16 protein-coding genes and 1 pseudogene are annotated in these 17,995 nt (G+C 68.9%); 14 read left to right on the top strand and 3 right to left on the bottom strand.

Features of this window, described 5'->3' with window-relative positions; translation table 11 throughout:
• Nucleotides 1–266 precede the first annotated feature (266 nt).
• The 3 genes from J4573_RS51210 (at nucleotide 267) to J4573_RS56525 (ending at nucleotide 3,068) form a co-directional block, all read left to right on the top strand.
• Nucleotides 267–1,448 (top strand): TadA family conjugal transfer-associated ATPase, encoded by a 1,182-nt coding sequence (locus J4573_RS51210; protein WP_208263752.1) that lies wholly within the window; start codon nucleotides 267–269, stop codon nucleotides 1,446–1,448.
• Nucleotides 1,445–2,209, top strand: a complete 765-nt coding sequence (locus J4573_RS51205) for a type II secretion system F family protein (RefSeq protein WP_208263751.1) — start codon at nucleotides 1,445–1,447, stop codon at nucleotides 2,207–2,209. The genes J4573_RS51210 and J4573_RS51205 overlap by 4 nt, the downstream gene beginning before the upstream one ends.
• Nucleotides 2,210–2,327: 118 nt before the next feature.
• Nucleotides 2,328–3,068, top strand: a complete 741-nt coding sequence (locus J4573_RS56525) for a type II secretion system F family protein (protein ID WP_208263750.1) — start codon at nucleotides 2,328–2,330, stop codon at nucleotides 3,066–3,068.
• A gap of 823 nt (nucleotides 3,069–3,891) precedes the next feature.
• Here the strand turns inward: J4573_RS56525 and J4573_RS51195 are convergent.
• Entirely contained in the window at nucleotides 3,892–4,272 is a 381-nt protein-coding gene (locus J4573_RS51195) for a VOC family protein (protein WP_208263749.1), read from the bottom strand.
• A gap of 320 nt (nucleotides 4,273–4,592) precedes the next feature.
• Between J4573_RS51195 and J4573_RS51190 the strand changes: the two genes are divergently transcribed.
• The 5 genes from J4573_RS51190 (at nucleotide 4,593) to J4573_RS51170 (ending at nucleotide 9,209) form a co-directional block, all read left to right on the top strand.
• Complete coding sequence (locus J4573_RS51190; RefSeq protein ID WP_208263748.1) at nucleotides 4,593–4,787, top strand: DUF4244 domain-containing protein; 195 nt, start codon at nucleotides 4,593–4,595, stop codon at nucleotides 4,785–4,787.
• The gene (locus J4573_RS51185) at nucleotides 4,784–5,158 is read left to right on the top strand and encodes a TadE family type IV pilus minor pilin (RefSeq protein ID WP_208263747.1); all 375 of its coding nucleotides are present in this window, start codon (nucleotides 4,784–4,786) and stop codon (nucleotides 5,156–5,158) included. The genes J4573_RS51190 and J4573_RS51185 overlap by 4 nt, the downstream gene beginning before the upstream one ends.
• 770 nt (nucleotides 5,159–5,928) lie before the next feature.
• Nucleotides 5,929–6,258 (top strand): Rv3654c family TadE-like protein, encoded by a 330-nt coding sequence (locus J4573_RS56880; protein WP_208263746.1) that lies wholly within the window; start codon nucleotides 5,929–5,931, stop codon nucleotides 6,256–6,258.
• Nucleotides 6,259–6,500: 242 nt separating this feature from the next.
• Nucleotides 6,501–7,829 (top strand): hypothetical protein, encoded by a 1,329-nt coding sequence (locus J4573_RS51175; protein WP_208263745.1) that lies wholly within the window; start codon nucleotides 6,501–6,503, stop codon nucleotides 7,827–7,829.
• A gap of 990 nt (nucleotides 7,830–8,819) precedes the next feature.
• Nucleotides 8,820–9,209: a hypothetical protein gene (locus J4573_RS51170; RefSeq protein ID WP_208263744.1), complete on the top strand. Its 390-nt coding sequence runs from the start codon at nucleotides 8,820–8,822 to the stop codon at nucleotides 9,207–9,209.
• A 164-nt stretch (nucleotides 9,210–9,373) separates the two neighbouring features.
• Here J4573_RS51170 and sftH read toward each other — a convergent pair whose 3' ends face one another.
• Nucleotides 9,374–11,761, bottom strand: coding sequence for a Zn-binding domain-containing protein (gene sftH, locus J4573_RS51165; RefSeq protein ID WP_372443051.1), 2,388 nt, complete (start codon nucleotides 11,759–11,761; stop codon nucleotides 9,374–9,376).
• Between the two features lie 114 nt (nucleotides 11,762–11,875).
• Nucleotides 11,876–12,163, bottom strand: a pseudogene (locus J4573_RS56875) (DEAD/DEAH box helicase); the annotation flags it as partial.
• A 237-nt stretch (nucleotides 12,164–12,400) separates the two neighbouring features.
• Between J4573_RS56875 and J4573_RS51160 the strand changes: the two are divergent.
• From J4573_RS51160 to J4573_RS51135, 6 genes are all read left to right on the top strand, one after another.
• Nucleotides 12,401–12,754, top strand: coding sequence for an STAS domain-containing protein (locus tag J4573_RS51160; protein ID WP_208263743.1), 354 nt, complete (start codon nucleotides 12,401–12,403; stop codon nucleotides 12,752–12,754).
• 9 nt (nucleotides 12,755–12,763) lie between these two features.
• Nucleotides 12,764–13,204: an ATP-binding protein gene (locus tag J4573_RS51155; RefSeq protein ID WP_208263742.1), complete on the top strand. Its 441-nt coding sequence runs from the start codon at nucleotides 12,764–12,766 to the stop codon at nucleotides 13,202–13,204.
• Nucleotides 13,205–13,415: 211 nt separating this feature from the next.
• The gene (locus tag J4573_RS51150) at nucleotides 13,416–13,595 is read left to right on the top strand and encodes a hypothetical protein (RefSeq protein WP_208263741.1); all 180 of its coding nucleotides are present in this window, start codon (nucleotides 13,416–13,418) and stop codon (nucleotides 13,593–13,595) included.
• Entirely contained in the window at nucleotides 13,592–13,789 is a 198-nt protein-coding gene (locus J4573_RS51145) for a hypothetical protein (RefSeq protein WP_208263740.1), read from the top strand. The genes J4573_RS51150 and J4573_RS51145 overlap by 4 nt, the downstream gene beginning before the upstream one ends.
• 740 nt (nucleotides 13,790–14,529) lie before the next feature.
• Nucleotides 14,530–17,118 carry a sodium-translocating pyrophosphatase gene (locus tag J4573_RS51140; RefSeq protein ID WP_208263739.1) on the top strand — a complete coding sequence of 863 codons (2,589 nt, stop codon included), beginning with the start codon at nucleotides 14,530–14,532 and terminating at the stop codon, nucleotides 17,116–17,118.
• Between the two features lie 392 nt (nucleotides 17,119–17,510).
• A complete protein-coding gene (locus tag J4573_RS51135) occupies nucleotides 17,511–17,978 on the top strand; it encodes a SixA phosphatase family protein (protein ID WP_208263738.1) in 468 nt (155 codons plus the stop codon).
• Nucleotides 17,979–17,995 lie beyond the last annotated feature (17 nt).

The following is a 17,995-nucleotide window of genomic DNA, read 5'->3' as shown; positions in this document are numbered from 1 at the left end:
CGCTACATCACCACAGGCCTTGCTGCCTGGCGGCGGCCCCCGGACAACCAACAAGTTTCGGTGGCCATCGCTCGGACCCAGGCGTCTGAGACGCGCATTAAGCCACACGAGCCATCGACATCGCCGCGCGCGAGCCCCAGCCGACTGGACACGAGCCAGTCACCCACTAGCGCGCTGGCAGCCGACAAACGAGCCCGCCCCAGCCACCACTACATCAAGCAGCACCCGATCCCAAGACAGTGCCGAGCTCCAAAGGAGACCCCGACATGAACAAGTTCTCAGACGCAGTACGAGATCGGCTCGCGGACGCAGGAGCCGAGCCGACAGCCGGCCGAGTAGCCGCTGCACTCAGGGCAGAAGAACGCCTGCTTGGCGATCGCGAAGTCCTGACCCTCGCGGACGAGTTATGCGCCGAGTTCGTCGGTGCGGGCCCCCTTGAGCCGTTGCTCCGCGCCCCAGAAGTCACTGACGTCCTGGTCAATGGTCCGGACGAAGTATGGGTGGAAGCGGGCGAAGGACTGATCCGTACGTCGATGCGCTTCCCGGACGAGGCCAGCCTCCGCAGGCTGGCCCAGCGACTGACCGCTGCGGCCGGCCGCCGCCTGGACGACGCTGCACCTTATGCCGACGCTCGCCTCCCGGGCGGCGTACGCCTCCATGCCGTTCTCCCACCAGTCGCCGCGAACGGCACGTGCCTGTCGCTGCGCCTCCCGCGTCGGCGAGCCTTCACCCTCACCGAACTTGTGGAAGCAGGAGCAATCCCCTCCGACGGCGCGCAGCTTCTGTCCGCCCTGGTGTCTGCACGCGTTGCGTTCCTAGTCACGGGCGGCACAGGTACAGGCAAGACGACCCTGCTCAGCTGCCTACTGTCCCTAGCCGATCCAGGGGAACGCCTCCTCCTGGTCGAGGACTCTGCCGAGCTAAGCCCTTCCCACCCCCACGTCGTACGGCTGGAAGCCCGCCCACCCAACGTGGAAGGCGCAGGCGGCGTCGATCTCCTCGACCTGGTACGGCAAGCGTTGCGGATGCGTCCAGACCGCCTGGTCGTCGGCGAGGTCCGAGGTGCCGAGGTCGTCGTCCTCCTAGGCGCACTCAACACAGGCCACGAAGGAGGTTGCGGAACGCTTCATGCCAACGCCGCGGCCGACGTTCCGGCTCGCCTAGAGGCCCTGGCCTGTGCCGCAGGACTGAGCCGCGAGGCGGTACACAGCCAGCTAGCCGCAGCCCTAGACGTCGTCGTACACCTGGTCCGCGAACCCGGTGGCGGCCGCCGCCGCGTAGCGGAGGTCTGTCTCCTCCAACGCGGCTCCGACGGCTTGGTCGAGGTCGTCCCCGCCGTCTCGGTCACTCCCAACGGAACCCTCATCGCAGCCAGCGGCGCCCAGCTCCTGGCCAACCGCCTCGGAAACCGCTGGAAATGCCCGCCCACCAGGGACCAATCACCATGATCGGCCCACTGGGCTTCGCCGCAGTCGGCATCGCCGTAGCCATCTACTTCCTGGCAGGCCCTTCACTACCCGCCCACCGCCTGGCTCAATTACTGCACCCACACTCAACAGACCACCCCAACCCCCTCAACCAGCTGGCGACCTGGCTGAACAACATCCGCGACCGCAACCGCCGGGAACTCGTCTGGCGTACGGCTGTCATCGAGCTCTGCGATGGCATGGCAGCAGAGCTAGCCGCAGGCCGTACACCCGACGAGGCCTTCGCAGCAGCAGCCACCTTCGTGGACCGAACCGTGGCTTACGAACTATCCGCCCCAGACGAACAACACCCCTCAAGCCACATCCCTTCGAGGGCGCCCGAAGCCGCAGCGGACACCCCCGCGATCGAACGCCTAGAGGCCTTGGCCGAACGCCCAGGTGCTGAAGGCCTACGCCTCCTCGTGGCCTGCTGGCGAATCGGCGCCGAACGCGGCGGCACACTAGCGACGGTCCTCGACGGCCTCGCCTCAGCACTACGCGACGAAGAGACCCAACGCCAGGAGGTAGCCGCCCAGTTAGCCGGCCCCAAGGCCACAGCCCGCCTCTTGGCTGGCCTGCCCCTACTCGGCCTGGGCATGGCGGCCGCCCTCGGCGCAAACCCACTCGCCTTCCTCTTCGGCACGCTCCCGGGCCTCGGCTGCCTCCTCACCGGCCTAGCCCTCGATGCCACCGGCCTCTGGTGGACCCGCCGCCTTGCCCGCGCCGCCGAGGTCCCAAGATGAGCCCGCCCACAGCCTGCCCAAGACCGCCGAGATCCCGGCGACCACGCCGCAGACCACCGAGCGTCCGGCACAGCTGGGCTGCGCGACGTGGCGCTTCGGGGCCCTGTGAGGAGGAGAGATGCTGGTTTGGGTGGCGTTAGCGTGCATGGCGGCGTTCGGGCTCTTGCTGCCCAGAGGGCCTGCGCCAGGAGCGCAGAGGCTTGCCGCTCTCGTGCGGTCGCCGTCGCAACCCGGGCCTCCACCACCGCGAGGCCGCGAGCAGCAGCTCCGCCTTGTGGCGGCCGGTGTCGCGGGCCTAGTGACTGCGGTGACATTGGGCGGACCAGTGGGCGCAGTTGCCGGTCTCGTCGTTGGCGTGGTCGTGGCCAGGACGTCAGGTCGCATGGCGAACGCCGAGCAGCGCCGTCGGAAAGCCCGTCTGATCGCCGACCTTCCGATCGCTGTCGACCTCCTCGCCGCGTGCCTACGGGGAGGCACGCCCTGGGGTGAGGCAGTCGAGGCTGTGGCGACCACGGTTGGTGGCCCGCTGGGTGAGGCGTTGAGCGGAGTCGCTGCGCAGGTACGTCTTGGCGCAGATCCATCCACAGCTTGGCTCGCCCTCGCTGAAGATGCTTCCCTCGCACCTTTGGCCAGGACCGCCGTACGGGCTTCGCAGAGTGGGGCCTCGTTGGCCCCAACCCTCTCCCGCCTTGCTCGCGATCAACGCCGTACTGCTCGTACGGCAGCCGCGGCACGAGCCCGAGCGGCAGGTATCCGTGCGGTCGCTCCGCTGGGGCTTTGCTTCCTGCCTGCCTTCGTTCTGCTGGGAGTGGTGCCTGCCATCGCCGGAATCGCTTCAACGATCCTCTTGCCCTGGTAGCCGAGTGGATGGCGCCCAACGCTGCGCCACGGCAGGTGACAGAAGACCTGCTGTTCCACTGGGCGTGCGTCGGCTTGACCACCCTGAGCTAGACCGAGCACTGCCGTCATTGGGTCGTGATTCGCTGCTCGTGCTCAGGAGAATCGCCTCGGCGCTGTTCGGCGTGCGCCTCAGCTTCTGCGTGAGACGCGGACTGATACTCGTCACGGGTCACGGGTCACGGGTCACGGGTCACGGGTGGGGGTGAGGGTGGGGCGCGGGTCGAGAGTCCGGTCGCGGGCGTGAGTCGCGCGACTTCCTGTTCCCTGAGTCCGCCGAGTCTCGTGGCCAGTTCTCCCAGCAACTCACCAGCGGAGGCGGCGACAACGCGGTCCCGTGTTGGGATCGGACGCAATTTCGAGCCTAGGGATGGTCGCTCTGAGCTAGATGCAGGGCCCCCCTCGTCCTGCTCATCGGTGCGAGCAGAGACATCAAGAAGGATCTTGATCAGTGCTCTGGTCCTCAGTTCCTCCATGTGATCAGGCCGCCAGGAGCGGATGCAATCTCGTGCGAGAGTCACTTCCAGAGCCCTCAATACCGCAGTGAACGGCGCGTTGCTGCCGTACCGGGCGTAGGTGGGAGCCGCGCCGGAGCGGTGGCCATCCGGTCATTCCGCCTTCGCTGCCGCTCGCGAGAGTGAACCCGCCAAGGACGGCTGTGGCAGCGCCTCAAGACTTCACCAGGAGCAAGGCCTCAAGCGCTTTGCCGGAACGGGCGGACTGCCTTGTCGTGAAACGACTGCAGATATGGGCCAAGGTCTCAGCTGAGTCGGCTGGGCTTCCTCCTACAGAGGGTCCAGCCTCCTGCGGAGTAGACAGAACTCGTTGCCCTCGGGGTCGGCTAGGACGTGCCAGGTTTCCTCGCCCGTCTGCCCGACATCGGCCGGAGTGGCGCCGAGGGCGTACAAGCGCTCGAGTTCGGCGTCCTGGTCGCGATCCGTGGCGTTGATGTCGATGTGGAGCCAAGGCTTGCCGGGCCTGGGATCGCTGCTCTTCTCGAAGAGGAGTGAGAGCTGTCCGCTGCCGTCCCCGTCTTTCTCGGGGCCGATCGCGATGGCGTCCGGTTCGCGGTCGATCTCCACGTAGCCGAGCGCCTCGGACCAGAACGCGGCGAGGCGCTCGGGGTCGCGGCATTTCAGGACCAGCTCACTCATTCGACTAGCCATGCATGTCGTTCTACCCCATCGAGGGATCTACAGCCTGGCTGACCTTCGGAAGATCGGCCGCGCGGGTCGAGATGTGGGCGCGATGAGGGTCATCGGCCAACCCGATCCCAGAGGAGGGGGCGAACGAGTCCCTGTGGGCGGTGGACGGCACTCAAGGGGACCGTGGCGAAACAGCCTTCTAGCTGGGCAAACGGTGCACAGGGTTCAGATCTCAGATGAGTTATCCACAGAACGGGATTCGCCTGGTGGTCTGAGTTGGGGCGCCGCAGGCTTGGTTCGGGCGCTAACGGGCGTCCGAGTCAACAAGGAAGGAGCCCCGAATGCGGGTGACAAGAACGATCGTGCGGCGCTGGCGCCGGGCCGCGAAGGACGCCGGCATGTCGACCGCCGAATACGCGGTCGGCACGGTCGCGGCAGCCGCGTTCGCCGGTCTTCTGTTCAAGATCGTAACTAGTCCGGAGGTACGCACCCTTCTGTTAGGGATCATCAAACGCGCCCTCCAACTCGCGGGGTGAAGGGGCGCGGAGACCGAGGCTCGGCCACGGCTGAGATCGCCGTGGCCCTGCCCGGCCTCGTTCTGATCATGGTCGCGGCGCTGTGGGGCGTGATGGTCGCCTCGGTTCAGTTGGCCTGCACGGATGCTGCCCGGAGTGGCGCTCGTGCTGCGGCCCGTGGGGAGTCGTTGGCCACGGTTCGTGAGGTTGTGGCCCATGCAGTCCCCTCGGGGGCGAAAGTCCAGGCGAGCCGGGACGCCGAGACTGCCGAGGTCGTCGTCACAGTCCAGGTCAACGCGCCAGGGCCGAGCGGCCTCCCTCCCATCACGGTCAGCGCCCACGCCGCCGCAGCCACAGAGCCCGGAGCCGCGGACGCAGGCCCGTCCGGCTAGAGCTTCCGTCCTCAGGCCATCGGCTACAGCCGTGGGGCCCGACTCTGAACGCATGGCGGTGCTCTCTGCATGCGAGCACGCGGCCCGGCGACCATGGCTGCCTGTCCAGACGGCAAGGGCAGGTCCTCGGCCGCCTGAATCCGGCTCGCATGGAGCGCTTCACGGTGAGCATCGAGCTGCCCGGCAACGGTCCAGGGTCGGGCAGCCGGAGTCGGGCGGCTGGAGTTGGGCAACTGCAGTTGGGGTGACCAGGGCCGGGTCGCGACGGCCGGGGAGCCGACGGGAGAACGCGTCCGCCCACACATCCGACGGCACCTCGAGCGCCAGCCCCGTCAGCGACCAGATGACGAACAGCGAGGTTAGGGCGACCGGGGTCGCGACGGCCGGGGTCAGGGACGGCCGGGGTTAGGGACGGCCGGGGTTAGGGCGGCCGGGGTTAGGGCGGCCGGGGTTAGGGCGGCCGGGGTTAGGGCGGCCGGGGTTAGGGACGGCCGGGGTTAGGGCGGCCGGGGTTAGGGCGGCTGGAGTCGGGATGGCTGGGGTTGGAGTGACTTCGGCAAGCCATACCAGCCAGGGACAGCACGTGCTGGATGCATGAGTTGGGGCGGCTGGGCGGTCGCAGTCCAGGAGTCAGGTGTTGGCGGCGGAGACGGGATTGGAGGCGCCGGGCGATGGGTGGACTTGGGCGGAGGGCTTCAGGGCGGAGGGCTTCAGGGTGGGGTGCCCGAGGGTGGGGAGTTGTTGGTGACCGGGGGGCTGGGACGATCTGGGTGGCGGCGGTCATGGGGGTTGTCTGGTTCGGTGCAGTGGTCGCGATGATGGTGGGCGGGGTCAGGGCGGCTCGGCATCGGGCGGATGCGGCGGCGGACTTGGCGGCGTTGGCCGCGGCCGCTCGGGTGGCAGAGGGGACCGGGGTCGCATGCCGGGCGGCGACGTCGATCGCGGCGGATTCCGGCGGGCGGCTGTCGGCGTGCCGGGTGCGTGGCAGGATCGTCGACGTCTCGGTGTTCGTGATGATCCGAGTGCCGATCGCGGCAGGTGATCTGCGGGTCTCGTCCCGGGCCAGGGCTGGTCCTGTGGGGGACGAAGGCGTACCCTGACCAACCAGGTTCGTATTGAATCGAACGTCAATAGAGGTCTGGCGGGCGTGTGGAAGGGTCTCTGAGGCCAAGGGCGGCCACGAGCCGCTCTCGCTTTGTCACCCTTCCGTGACGTTCGCTACCGATTAGTACGTTACGCTGCCGTAAACCCAGTGGTATCACCAGACACGGCGGCTGCATCGCCCCCCGAAGCCGGCCAGGCTCCCGGGTGCGGCGAAGGAGTTGATGGAGGGATTGAGGCCGTGACCAGGATTCGCAGGATCGGTGCAGTCGTTCTCGCGGCTGGATCCGCCGTCCTAGGTCTGCCGCTGTCCGCGGACGCAGCCACGACCAGCGTGCTGTCGCCGAGCAACGGCTCGGTGATCACCAGCGGGTCCTCGGTGACCGCGCGGGCGCACTTCGACTTCGCGCTCACGATGGAGCTGCGGGTGAAGACGCCGAGCGGCGACGACTCGTTCCTCGCCAAGAAGTCCGGCACCGGTGACCTCTCGGGCACGATCTACCTGCAGCGCAACGGAAACTACGAGGTCTACCTCGTCGGCCGTCCCACCAACCACGTGTACGACCACAACACGTTCAAGGTGAGGATCCCTCCGGCCAGCCCGAGCGGCGTCTCCGCCACGGCTTCGGGCGGCAAGCTGCGGGTGAACTGGAACCTCGGCCTCGAAGACGACCTGTCCGGTTACACGGTCAAGGCCAGCGGCGTCGGCTCCAGGTCCGGATCGACGGGCTCGTTCTGCTCCGGCACCAGCTGCTCCGCCAGCTTCTCCCTCCCGTCCAGCGCTACTGGGAACGTGGGCGTCAGCGTGACGGCCAAGCGGCCGAGCGGCGCGGGTGGCTCGGTCTACTCGGGCGCGGCGGCCGCGACGGCGAACGCCGGTGGCGGCGGCGGAGGGGCGAACCTTCCGCCTGGCAGCACGCCCTCGCTTCCGCCAGGCACCACGGCGCCCACCCCGACCACGCCGCTGACCCCGTTCAACAGCTCGTCTCCGCTCACGCTGCCGAACGTGCAGCCGGACGGGGCCACGCCGGGCTTCGCCTACCCGACACCGCAGGTCGCCAACCAGATGTCGCCCAAGGCCAAGAACGTCGCCGCGACCAGCAGCCTGCAGTGGGGCAAGAGCGTCGGGATCGCGCTGGTGCTCCTGGTCGTCGCGGCTCACCTGGGCACGTGGACCCGGCGCCTCCGGGTCGCGCAGGCCGGCGTGAGCAACCGCGGCATGGCAGCCCGGATGGCGCGCGCCGGCGTCGGCCGCAAGAGGGTCAGCAAGGAACGCGAGCGGATCGCGCGAGCGGAGGCGATCGCCAAGACCGCGACCCTCACGCCGCCCGGTAAGCCCGCGCCTTCCCCCGCCAAGCCGGGTGCTGGCAAGAACGCGGCCGTGGACAAGACCGCGACCGCCGTCATGAAGGCCCCGGGGACCAGTGGCGAGGGCAAGGACAAGCCCAAGCGCCGTCCGGCCGCGCTCGGCAAGCGCGCCGGAGGCGTGGACGTGAGCATCGCCGGCCAAGAGGGCGCGGACGGCAAGCCCGGTCACACGGCCCGCGGCCGTCGCCGCCGTAACAAGTAGGACCTGCTCAGACTCGCGCCGCCGCTTGCTGGGACCGTTTGTCAGAAGGGCTTCTGCTAAGGCCGTCGCCTGCCAGTGGTGACGGGCCTGCTCGGTTGATGGTGCGGGCTCCTTCGCAACTACGCCAGGGCCGCGGCGGACAGATCAGGGGAGAGGGCAGATCGCGGGGCCGCTGCCGTCCGGTGCGGCGGCCAGCGCCTCGTACAGGCCTATCTCGAGCTGAATGCCTGCCTGCACGCCGTGCTGTGGAACGGGACCGTTTGGATCGGGTTCTGGGAGTGGGTCGGTGCGGTGAGCCTGCGGATTCGCGCGGACCTACGCTAGCCAGTCCGGTGGTGGGTTCGGTGAGGTGGGCCAGGCTTGGTTGGCTGCGTGGTGACGAGTTCGCCCGGCCGATGGTGAGTTGGGCATTGGCTACCGCGGCTTGGGTACTGGAGGGCCGGGTGTGAGTGGGCCCACTAGTGGCGTGCTCGCGCGGCCGCAGATCTGTGGTTGGCGGCCCTCCCCGGGCATGTCTCCCGGGGCGTGCTCAGCACGACGGTTGTCCCGGTCCGTAGACGATGCAGGAGTGGCCGACCACCCAACCGACGACATCGGACCCGCAGCCGATGTCGGCGGTGGCCCAGAAGAAGATGTCGTCGGGGCCAAGAAGACGTCGCTGGGGCCCACGGGCGCGACGCTATGGGCCCACGGGTGACGATGCTGTGGGCCCACGGGTGACGATGCCGTGGGGCCACGGGTGAGGACGCTGTAGGCCCACGGGGTGATGGATGACGCTGGGGCCCCGGGTGGAGACGCTGGGCTCCGTCTGGATCTGGTGGATTGGTCGTTGGTGGGGGGTGGTGGGCTGCTGGGGCGGCGCTGATGCCGTTGCGTATGCGGGTGCGTTGAAGGGGTATTGCGGGCTGAACCGATGGCGTCCGATTTGCCCAGGGTCTAGGCTCCCTCCCAGTCAAGATCTCCCAGCGGTACGGAGAGGAGACCCTCCGCATGATGTTCCTGGGGCTGGCGGTCGCGATCGCGGCCGTCGTAGCCGGTGCGGCAGTCGTCGTGGACAACACCGGGAAGGCGGAGCTGACCGCGTTCGGCGACACCATGCCGGGGATCACGTCGGAGTGGCAGGTCTTCCTCGCGGGCGCCGTGGTCGCCATCGTGTTCATGGCGGGCATCACGCTTGCGGCCTTCGGATTCAACCGCTCGGTGCGCGTTCGCCGCGAACTGCGTGAGCTGCGGGAAGAGCACGAGGAGTCGATTCACACCCTCGAGCTGGAGAAGCGCCAGCTTCAGCGTGAGCTGGCCCGGTTCCGCCACAACGGCGGCCAGGCAGGCGCCGAGGCTGTACCTGCGCCTGGCCGACCGGTCGCGCGCCCGACGTCCTGACACAGCGCACGCCAGCCCGTGGCCGCGTTAGCGGACGGGTAGCCACTGGCGTTAAGAGCGCACGGGCTGCGGCGACGTGGGATGCAGTGGTGCTGCGACCACCCGCGTCCAGCCCGTTTACGCGCTCGGCCCGTCTCTAAGTTCCGAGCAAACTGAGCCCTGGCTTAGGACGAGGGTGGGGCGTGGCGGAGGAGTTCGGCTAGGAGGGTTAGGGCGCCTTGCTTGTCTAGAGGGTCGTTGCCGTTGCCGCACTTGGGGGACTGGATGCAGGACGGGCAGCCGGACTCGCATTCGCAGGACTTGATGGCGTTCTGGGTGGCGCGGAGCCATTCGGCGGCGTCGGAGTAGCCGCGTTCGGCGAAGCCTGCACCGCCCTCGTGGCCGTCGTAGACGAAGACGGTCAGGAGGCCTGTGTCGGGATGGACGGCGGTGGAGACGCCGCCGATGTCCCAGCGGTCGCATGTTGCGAAGAGCGGGAGCAGGCCGATGGAGGCGTGTTCGGCGGCGTGGGCGGCGCCGGCGAGGTCCATGTCGCCGAAGGCTTCGACCTGGTCTGGGGAGAGGGTCCACCAGACGGCGCGGGTTCGGAGCGTGCGGGCGGGGAGGTCGAGGGGCTTCTCGCCGAGCATTTCGCCGGTCTGCGTGCGGCGCATCTGGTACGCGACGACCTGCCGGGTCACCTCGACCGTGCCGAAGCAGAGCGTGGCCTCGCCCCAGGCGGTGGAACGGAGGCGTTCCACGATGCTGATGTCGGTCACGTCGCGCGCGGTCGTCGAGTAGTCGGGCTCGGCGGCCTCTACGAGCGCAACGGAGTCGTCCAGGTCGAGCGTCTGGACGATGAACGATTCGCCCTGGTGGATGTAGACGGCGCCTTCGTGGACGGTGGTGTGCGAGGCGGCTTCGTCGACGGTGCCGAGGAGACGTCCGGTGGCGGCCTCGACGACCTGGATGGGCGCGCCTCCGGCTCCGCGGATGTCGGCGAGGTCGGCGGCCTTGTCGCGGCGGGTCCAGTACCAGCCGGAAGGCCGGTGACGGAGGAACCCGCGGCGCACGAGGTCCGGAAGAAGGTCTGCGGTCGTCGGGCCGAAGAGCGCCAGGTCCGCGTCGGTGAGGGGGAGTTCGGACGCGGCGGCGCAGAGGTGGGGCTCGAGGACGTACGGATTGTCGGGGTCTAGCACCGTCGATTCGACGGGCGTTCCGAAGATCGCCTCGGGGTGGTGGACCAGGAAGGTGTCGAGCGGGTCGTCACGTGCCACGAGGACGGCGAGGGCGTCCTGGCCTGAGCGCCCTGCTCGTCCGGCCTGCTGCCAGAGCGAGGCGCGAGTTCCCGGCCAGCCACAGACGACGACCGCGTCCAAGCCTGAGACATCGACGCCTAGCTCGAGGGCATTGGTGGTCGCCAGGCCTACTAGTTCGCGGGAACGTAGGGAGGCTTCGAGAGCGCGTCGTTCCTCAGGGAGGTAACCGGCGCGGTAGGCGGCCACCTGCTCGGCGAGGGGTGGTGCTACCTCGTCCAGCGCGCGCTTGGCGCCCAGGGCAACCGACTCCGCGCCGCGGCGGGATCGTACGAAGGCAAGGGTTTGCACGCCCTCGACCACAAGGTCCGCGAGAAGGTCGCCTGTCTCTGCTGTGGCGGTACGGCGTATGGGAGCACCGCGTTCGCCGCGCAGGTCGGTGAGCGGCGGTTCCCAGAGGGCGAACGTGGCCGATCCCCGGGGCGAGGCGTCGTCGCTGACCGCGACCACGTCCAGGCCGGTGAGTCGTGAGGCGGCGGTAGCAGGCTCGGACGTGGTGGCCGAGGCGAGGATGAAAACGGGCTCCGCCCCGTACTTCGCGCACACGCGGCGTAGGCGGCGCAGGACCTGCGCCACATGAGAGCCGAAAACCCCGCGATAGCCGTGCGCCTCGTCTACGACGACGTAGCGCAGGCGGCGCAGGAAGGAAGCCCAGCGCGAGTGGGAAGGCAGGATCGACCGGTGCAGCATGTCGGGGTTGGTCAGTACGTAGTTGGCGTGCTGCCGCACCCAGTCGCGTTCGTCGCGCGGGGTATCGCCGTCGAACGTGGCGGCGCGCATGCGCGTCAGGTGCAAGTCCCGCAGCGCGCGCAACTGGTCTGCGGCGAGGGCTTTGGTGGGCGAGAGGTAGAGGATTGTCCCGTCGGGCCTTAGGGAGTCTTTGGCCTTGGCCCCGATCCTCCTGGCGCTGGCCGCGCTGGCCGCGCTGATCGCGCTGGTTGGCCGGATGCCGACCACTCGGCTGGCGGGCGGCTCAGATGGCGTACCGCTGGGCGTGGATTCGGTGCCTCCGTTACCTCTATCGGTGGCTCGGCGGGCAGTCGCGGGCGCCAGGGCTTGGGCTGTTGGGGCCTGGGCTTGGGTCTGAGCCTGCTCGGGCTCAGGCCCAGGAGCGTTCTCGCTGTGCGGGCGGGCGTTCTCGCCGTGCGGGCGGGCGTCCTCGGCGTTCTGGCGGGGCATCGGGACGCGGCGGTCGAGGATGGGCTTGAGTTCGGCGATCCACGGGCCGGTCAGCTCCTGCCACGGCCCCTTGCGCATCGCACCGCGCCGCTTTCGTGCCGGGCGCCGTACGACTCCGACGGCCGATTGCGCTTCGCTCTTGGCTGAACTTTGCTCGCCAGACGCGGCGCGACGTTCATCCCCATAGATCGCTGCGACCGCCGGCAGCAGGTAAGCCAGCGATTTTCCTGACGCCGTTCCTGTGGCAATGATCACAGAACGACCGGCATGGGCGTGCTCGGCGGCGACCGCCTGATGCTCCCAGGGCGCCTCGATCCCAGCCGCCTCAAGGCGCTCCAGCAGCAGCTGCGGCGACCATTGCGGCCACTCCGCGCGACGGCCCTGACGTGCGGGAACGCTCTCGATATGCGTGATGCGGTCGCGCCTGGTGGGGTCGGCGAGGAGGCGTTCCAGGGGGGCAGAAGATCTTTGAGGTCCCATCAGGTTTTCAGTGTGCCAGCCGGGGCAGAACTACGGGAACGCCCCGGCGCCGAAGCTCTGTCGCCCCCTGCCCGACACCCAGATCAGCAGGTCAGACGGGATGGCGTGAACTTTCGCCCGAGTGGCGATTTCGTGTGAACGCGACGCCGGAGCGTGGTTGAATCACGGCGGAGTCCCGTCACCCCGGGTGGCCTTGGGAACGGGATGAGAGTTTTGCTGTACGGCGCTGGAGGATCTGTGGACCTGAAGGTGAACGACTACACCACCGACGATGGCCTGACCGTCATCAGTGTGGAGGGCGAGATCGACGTCTACACGGCGCCGAAGCTTCGCGAGAAGCTCATCGACCTGGTCAACAAGGGCAAGTTCCACCTCCTCGTGGATATGGAGAAGGTCGAGTTCCTCGACTCCACCGGGCTGGGCGTCCTGGTCGGCGGGCTCAAGCGCGTGCGTGCGCACGACGGCTCCCTGGAGCTGGTGTGCACCCAGGAGCGCATCCTCAAGATCTTCCGGATCACCGGGCTGACCAAGGTCTTCGGCATTCACGACTCGATCGCCGAGGCCCAGGAGAAGCGCAAGGGCGCCAAGTAGCGGCCCGCGATGGCGACCGTTGAGCTCTCTTTCAGCGCGCTGCCCGTCCACGTCCGAACGGCTCGTCTGATCGTCACCGCTGTGGCCCGCCGCAGCGGGGTCGCCGAGCCGATCCTGGACGAGGTACGGCTGGCAGTCGGCGAGGCCTGCTCTCGCGCAGTCGAGGCGCATCGCCGGCACTGTCCGGACGAACCGGTGCGGCTGGAGCTGACCAGCGCGAACGGCCGGTTCGAGGTCATCGTGAACGACGCGGTTCCAGGCGACGACGCCGCGGGCGGCCTTCCCCCGATCGCGGCGCCGGACGACCCGGAGTTCGTGCTGGGAGAAGGCGCGGCCGAGCTGGGACTGGCCGTCATCGCCGGCCTGGCCGACGACGTGGAGATCGCGGCCACCCCCAAGGGTGTCCAGATCCGCATGAGCTGGCCGGCCGAGACCCCGGCGCCCGCCTAGCCCGACCAGACGTACAAGTGAGGCCCCGCCCATCAGCGGGGCCTCACTCATACCCCCGGCCCCTCACCGCCCGCCGCCCGTCTCTGGGCGCGGACGCGGCCCGGGTACGGCTCGCGTTCCAGCTGAGGGGCTTTGCCGACGTCGCACTGTGCACTGGCGGGCAGCCGCTCGATCCGGTGGCACGAACGAACTCGAGGCGCATGGCGTCAGCGTGCGCGACGAGGTGATCGACTGCCTGGAGGGTGTCGGCGGGCAGCTGGAACGGTTCGTGTTCGAGGACGGCCCGCCTCTGGACAGGGACGCGGTGTTCGTCGTCAACGCGCCGCGCCAGCACTCCGACCTGGCCGACCGGCTCGGCGGTACGAGCTTCGCCGACGGTGCGTCGAGGTGAACGAGTTCGACCAGCCAGCGTGCCCGGCGTGTACGCGGCGTGCGACATGGCGCGGCGGGGCGAGCGTTCCGGTGCCGATGGCGGCCGTCATCGCGGCTGCGGCCAGTGGAACGGTCGCCGCCGCCGTCATCGACCAGGACCTGCTGTCCGCCGACTTCGACCTGCCGAACCCGCTCGCCCGGGCAAGGAGCTGACCGTGTCGGTGGAGACTGCGAAGGCGGCGCCGCCCGTACGAGCAGGCAACGTGGCACTGGCCACGGTGGGCCTGCTGCTCGGGGTGCTGCTGTCGGTGCTGGACCAGACGGTGTTGACGATCGCGCTGCCCGACATCGCCGCCGGTTTGAGCGGCATGGACGCGATCGGCTGGATCGGCTGTGCGGCGGGTGCTGGCCCGCGCAGGGTGGTGTGGAGGTGGGTGTCTGGGTGCGTGGGGTGGGGCGTTTGGTGGGGGGAGGTTGGGGCTTTGGTGAACGGGCTGGGGTGGGTGGTGGGGCGGCCCAAAAGTGGGGGGTCGGGGGGTGGTGGGGAAAGGGCGGTGTGGGAATCTCAGGCGAGTCGATCTTCGAAGAATATTTAGGTCCGGCTGTATTTGTGGTTTGTGTCGGGCTGGAATGTGGGTGGGGGTTTCGCTAGGTTTTGGGGAGCGAACCGGGGGTTTCGTCGGGGTCGATCGGGGCACAGTTCGGTGGCGGTTCTCTGACCTGCGGCGATACGTCTTCTCGGCACTTTCAGGTCAAATCGCGGCGTAAAGTCGATTGCTTTTTCATTTCGGCCTCATTAAGGAACCGACAGGCTTCTAATTCAGACGTGGCCTGCGTAGACTCCCGGCACCCGCGTTGCCGTGCGAGGCGTCTAAATCGCCCCCCGCGGGGTACGCGGTAGAGATCGTCTTTCGGTCGATCAAAGATCGCAACGCCCCTGTCGAGGAGGACGGATGCCTGGGCTTTCCCTGTCAAGCTCAGCCAGCTCAGAAGTGGATCTCGGCGGCGGCGACCTGACCCTGGTCGTCGTCGTCGGAGTGGTCGCACTGCTGGCACTGGCCGTAGCCGGAGGGCTGGTACGCGAAGTACTGGCCGCCGGTCAAGGCACGGACAAGATGCAGAGCATCGCGAAAGCGGTGCAAGAAGGTGCCAGTGCTTATCTGAAACGCCAGTTCCGTACGGTCGCGGTGTTCGTGGTCCTGATCCCGCTCGTGCTGCTTCTGCTCCCCGCCGATTCGGCAAGTGAACGGATCGGCCGTTCGGTCTTCTTCGTCATCGGCGCGCTGTTCTCCGCCACCACGGGGTTCGCCGGAATGTGGCTCGCGGTGCGCGGCAACGTGCGCGTCGCGGCGGCCGCTCGTGAAGAGGGCGGCGAACGCAAGGCGATGCGGATCGCGTTCCGCACCGGCGGCGTCGCCGGAATGTTCACGGTGGGCCTCGGCCTGTTCGGTGCCGCCGTGGTCGTGCTCGCCTACAAGGGTGACGCCCCGAAGGTCCTGGAGGGCTTCGGTTTCGGCGCCGCGCTGCTGGCGATGTTCATGCGAGTCGGCGGCGGCATCTTCACCAAGGCCGCCGACGTCGGCGCGGACCTGGTCGGCAAGGTCGAGCAGGGCATCCCCGAGGACGACCCCCGCAACGCCGCGACGATCGCCGACAACGTGGGCGACAACGTCGGTGACTGCGCCGGCATGGCGGCCGACCTCTTCGAGTCGTACGCGGTCATGCTGGTCGCGGCGCTCATCCTGGGCACGGCGGCGTTCGGTACGCAGGGCCTGGTCTTCCCGCTGATCGTGCCGATGATCGGTGTGATCACGGCCGTGATCGGCATCTTCGCGGTGGCGCCCCGGGCCAAGGACCGGTCGGGGATGTCGGCGATCAACCGCGGCTTCTTCATCTCCGCGATCATCTCGGCGATCCTCGTGGCGATCGCGACGTTCAGCTACCTGCCCTCGTCCTTCAAGGACCTGAACGGCGTCACCGACCCCAAGATCCTCGGCCTGGACGCCAACCCGCAGGTCGTCGCCCTCGGCGCGGTGCTGATCGGCATCCTGCTGGCCAGCACCATCCAGCTGCTCACCGGCTACTTCACCGAGACCAACCGCAAGCCGGTCATGGAGGTCACCGACAGCGCCCGCACCGGCCCCGCGACGGTGATCCTGTCGGGCATCTCGCTCGGCCTGGAGTCGGCGGTCTACACGGCACTGGTGATCGGCGCCGCGGTGTACGGGGCGTTCCTCCTCGGCTTCGGCAACACCACCGTCGCGCTGTTCGCGGTCGCGATGGCGGGCACCGGCCTGCTCACCACCGTCGGCGTCATCGTCTCGATGGACACCTTCGGCCCGGTCTCCGACAACGCCCAGGGCATCGCCGAGATGTCCGGCGACGTCGAGGGCGAGGCCGCGGCCGTGCTCGAGCGGCTGGACGCGGTCGGCAACACCACCAAGGCGATCACCAAGGGCATCGCGATCGCGACGGCGGTGCTGGCGGCGACCGCGCTGTTCGGCTCGTTCCGTACGACCGTGGTCAGCGCGCTCGCCGACGCGTCCAACGACGCCAAGGACGCGCTCGGCTCGCAGTTCTCCACGTTCAACCTGGGGATCGACAGCCCGAACGTGCTCATCGGCCTGATCATCGGCGCCGCGGTGGTCTTCATGTTCTCCGGTCTGGCGATCATGGCGGTGGGTCGCGCGGCCGGCCGGGTCGTGGTCGAGGTGCGCGAGCAGTTCCGCACCAAGCCCGGGATCATGGACTACACCGAGACCCCCGACTACGACCGGGTGGTCGACATCTGCACGGCCGACGCCCAGCGCGAGCTGGCCACGCCCGGCCTGCTGGCCATCATGACGCCGATCGCGGTCGGCTTCGGCCTCGGGTACGCGCCGCTCGGCGCGTTCCTGGCCGGCGCGATCGCGTGCGGCGTGCTGATGGCGGTCTTCCTGGCGAACGCGGGCGGTGCCTGGGACAACGCCAAGAAGCTCGTCGAAGAGGGCAAGCTCGGCGGCAAGGGCAGTGACGCCCACGAGGCCACGATCATCGGCGACACGGTCGGTGACCCGTTCAAGGACACCGCGGGCCCGGCCATCAACCCGCTGATCAAGGTCATGAACCTGGTCGCGCTGCTGATCGCCGACGCCGTCGTCACGTACGCGGGCAACACCCCGCTGCGCGTCGGCGTCACCGTCGTGTCGGTGGGCATCGTGGTCGCGGCCGTCGTGGTCTCCAAGCGCCGCTCGGACCCGATCGGCTCGTCCGGTCAGCCCGCGGTGGCCGGTGGCACGGAGACCGCCGTCGCTCCCGCGTCCGACGGCGCGGTGGCCGACTCCGGCGCCGAGTCCGAGGCCGAGTCCGAGGCCGGCCCCGAGGCCGAGGCCGTCGAGGCCGCGCCCGAGGTCGAGGCCGGTCAGAACGGCAGCGAGGCCGCCGGTGAGAAGGCCGAGGTCGACGCCGAGGCCGAGGTCGACGGAGCCGCGGAGACGGCGGGCGACGTTCCGCCCAAGCCGCGTCCCGACTCCGACCGCGAGGAGTCGGCCAACAAGGCCTGACCTCCCCGCTCCCCGGACCGCCGCTCGCTGAGCGAACGCCCGGACCGTACGACCCAGAAGGGGCCGGTGGCACCAGCCACCGGCCCCTTCGCCGTCCCGACGGGCGCCTTTCTGGGGGGCTGGGTGCTGCCGGGGGGACACGCTTGGGTGTGGGTGGTGGCGGGAGCACGGAGGGGCGGTCGTACGCTGTACGGGAGTCCACCGGCGTCTGCGCCGTGGACGTGATCGAGTGATGACAGCAGGAGGCGCGGCGGTGAGCGGCGAGAAGTCCACGGTGTCCGGAGCCAAGGGTTTCGCCATCGTCCTTTGCGGGATGTTCGGAATCATGCTCGTGCTCTGGATCTTGGCGGCGCTGGTCGCTCCCTGACATGGCCGCGGATTAGGGTGGCTGCATGCCGACGCTCATCGTGCTGCGCCATGCCAAGGCCGTCGCGGGCCTCGGGCTCGCCGACATCGACCGGCCGCTGAACGACCGGGGACGCCGCGATGCCGCCGCCACCGGCGACTGGCTGCGGGACAACGGGCTGGTGCCCGATCTGGTGCTGTGCTCCACGGCGGTACGGACACGAGAGACCCTTGAGGGGCTCGCGCTGGAGTCCGAGGTGAGCTTCGAGTCCAGCATCTACGACAACGACGCTGACACGCTGCTGTCCCTCGTCCGGGAGGCCGGGGACGGCGTTCGGACGCTGCTCCTGGTGGGGCACAACCCGTCCGTTCACCAACTGGTGCACGACCTCACGGGAGAAGCGCCGGAGGCCTTCCCGACCTGCGCACTGGCCGTCATTGAGCTGTCCGGCGAATGGGCCGACACCTGGCGCGGGTCAGGAGTCCTCACGCTCACCCGCACCCCCAAGGGCTGAGCCAGCGCGCTAGTTGG

Source organism: Actinomadura barringtoniae (assembly GCF_017573505.1).
GTDB classification, from domain to species: domain Bacteria; phylum Actinomycetota; class Actinomycetes; order Streptosporangiales; family Streptosporangiaceae; genus Spirillospora; species Spirillospora barringtoniae.
Note: the sequence above shows the minus strand (reverse complement) of the source record. Positions and strands in the feature narration are given on the sequence as shown.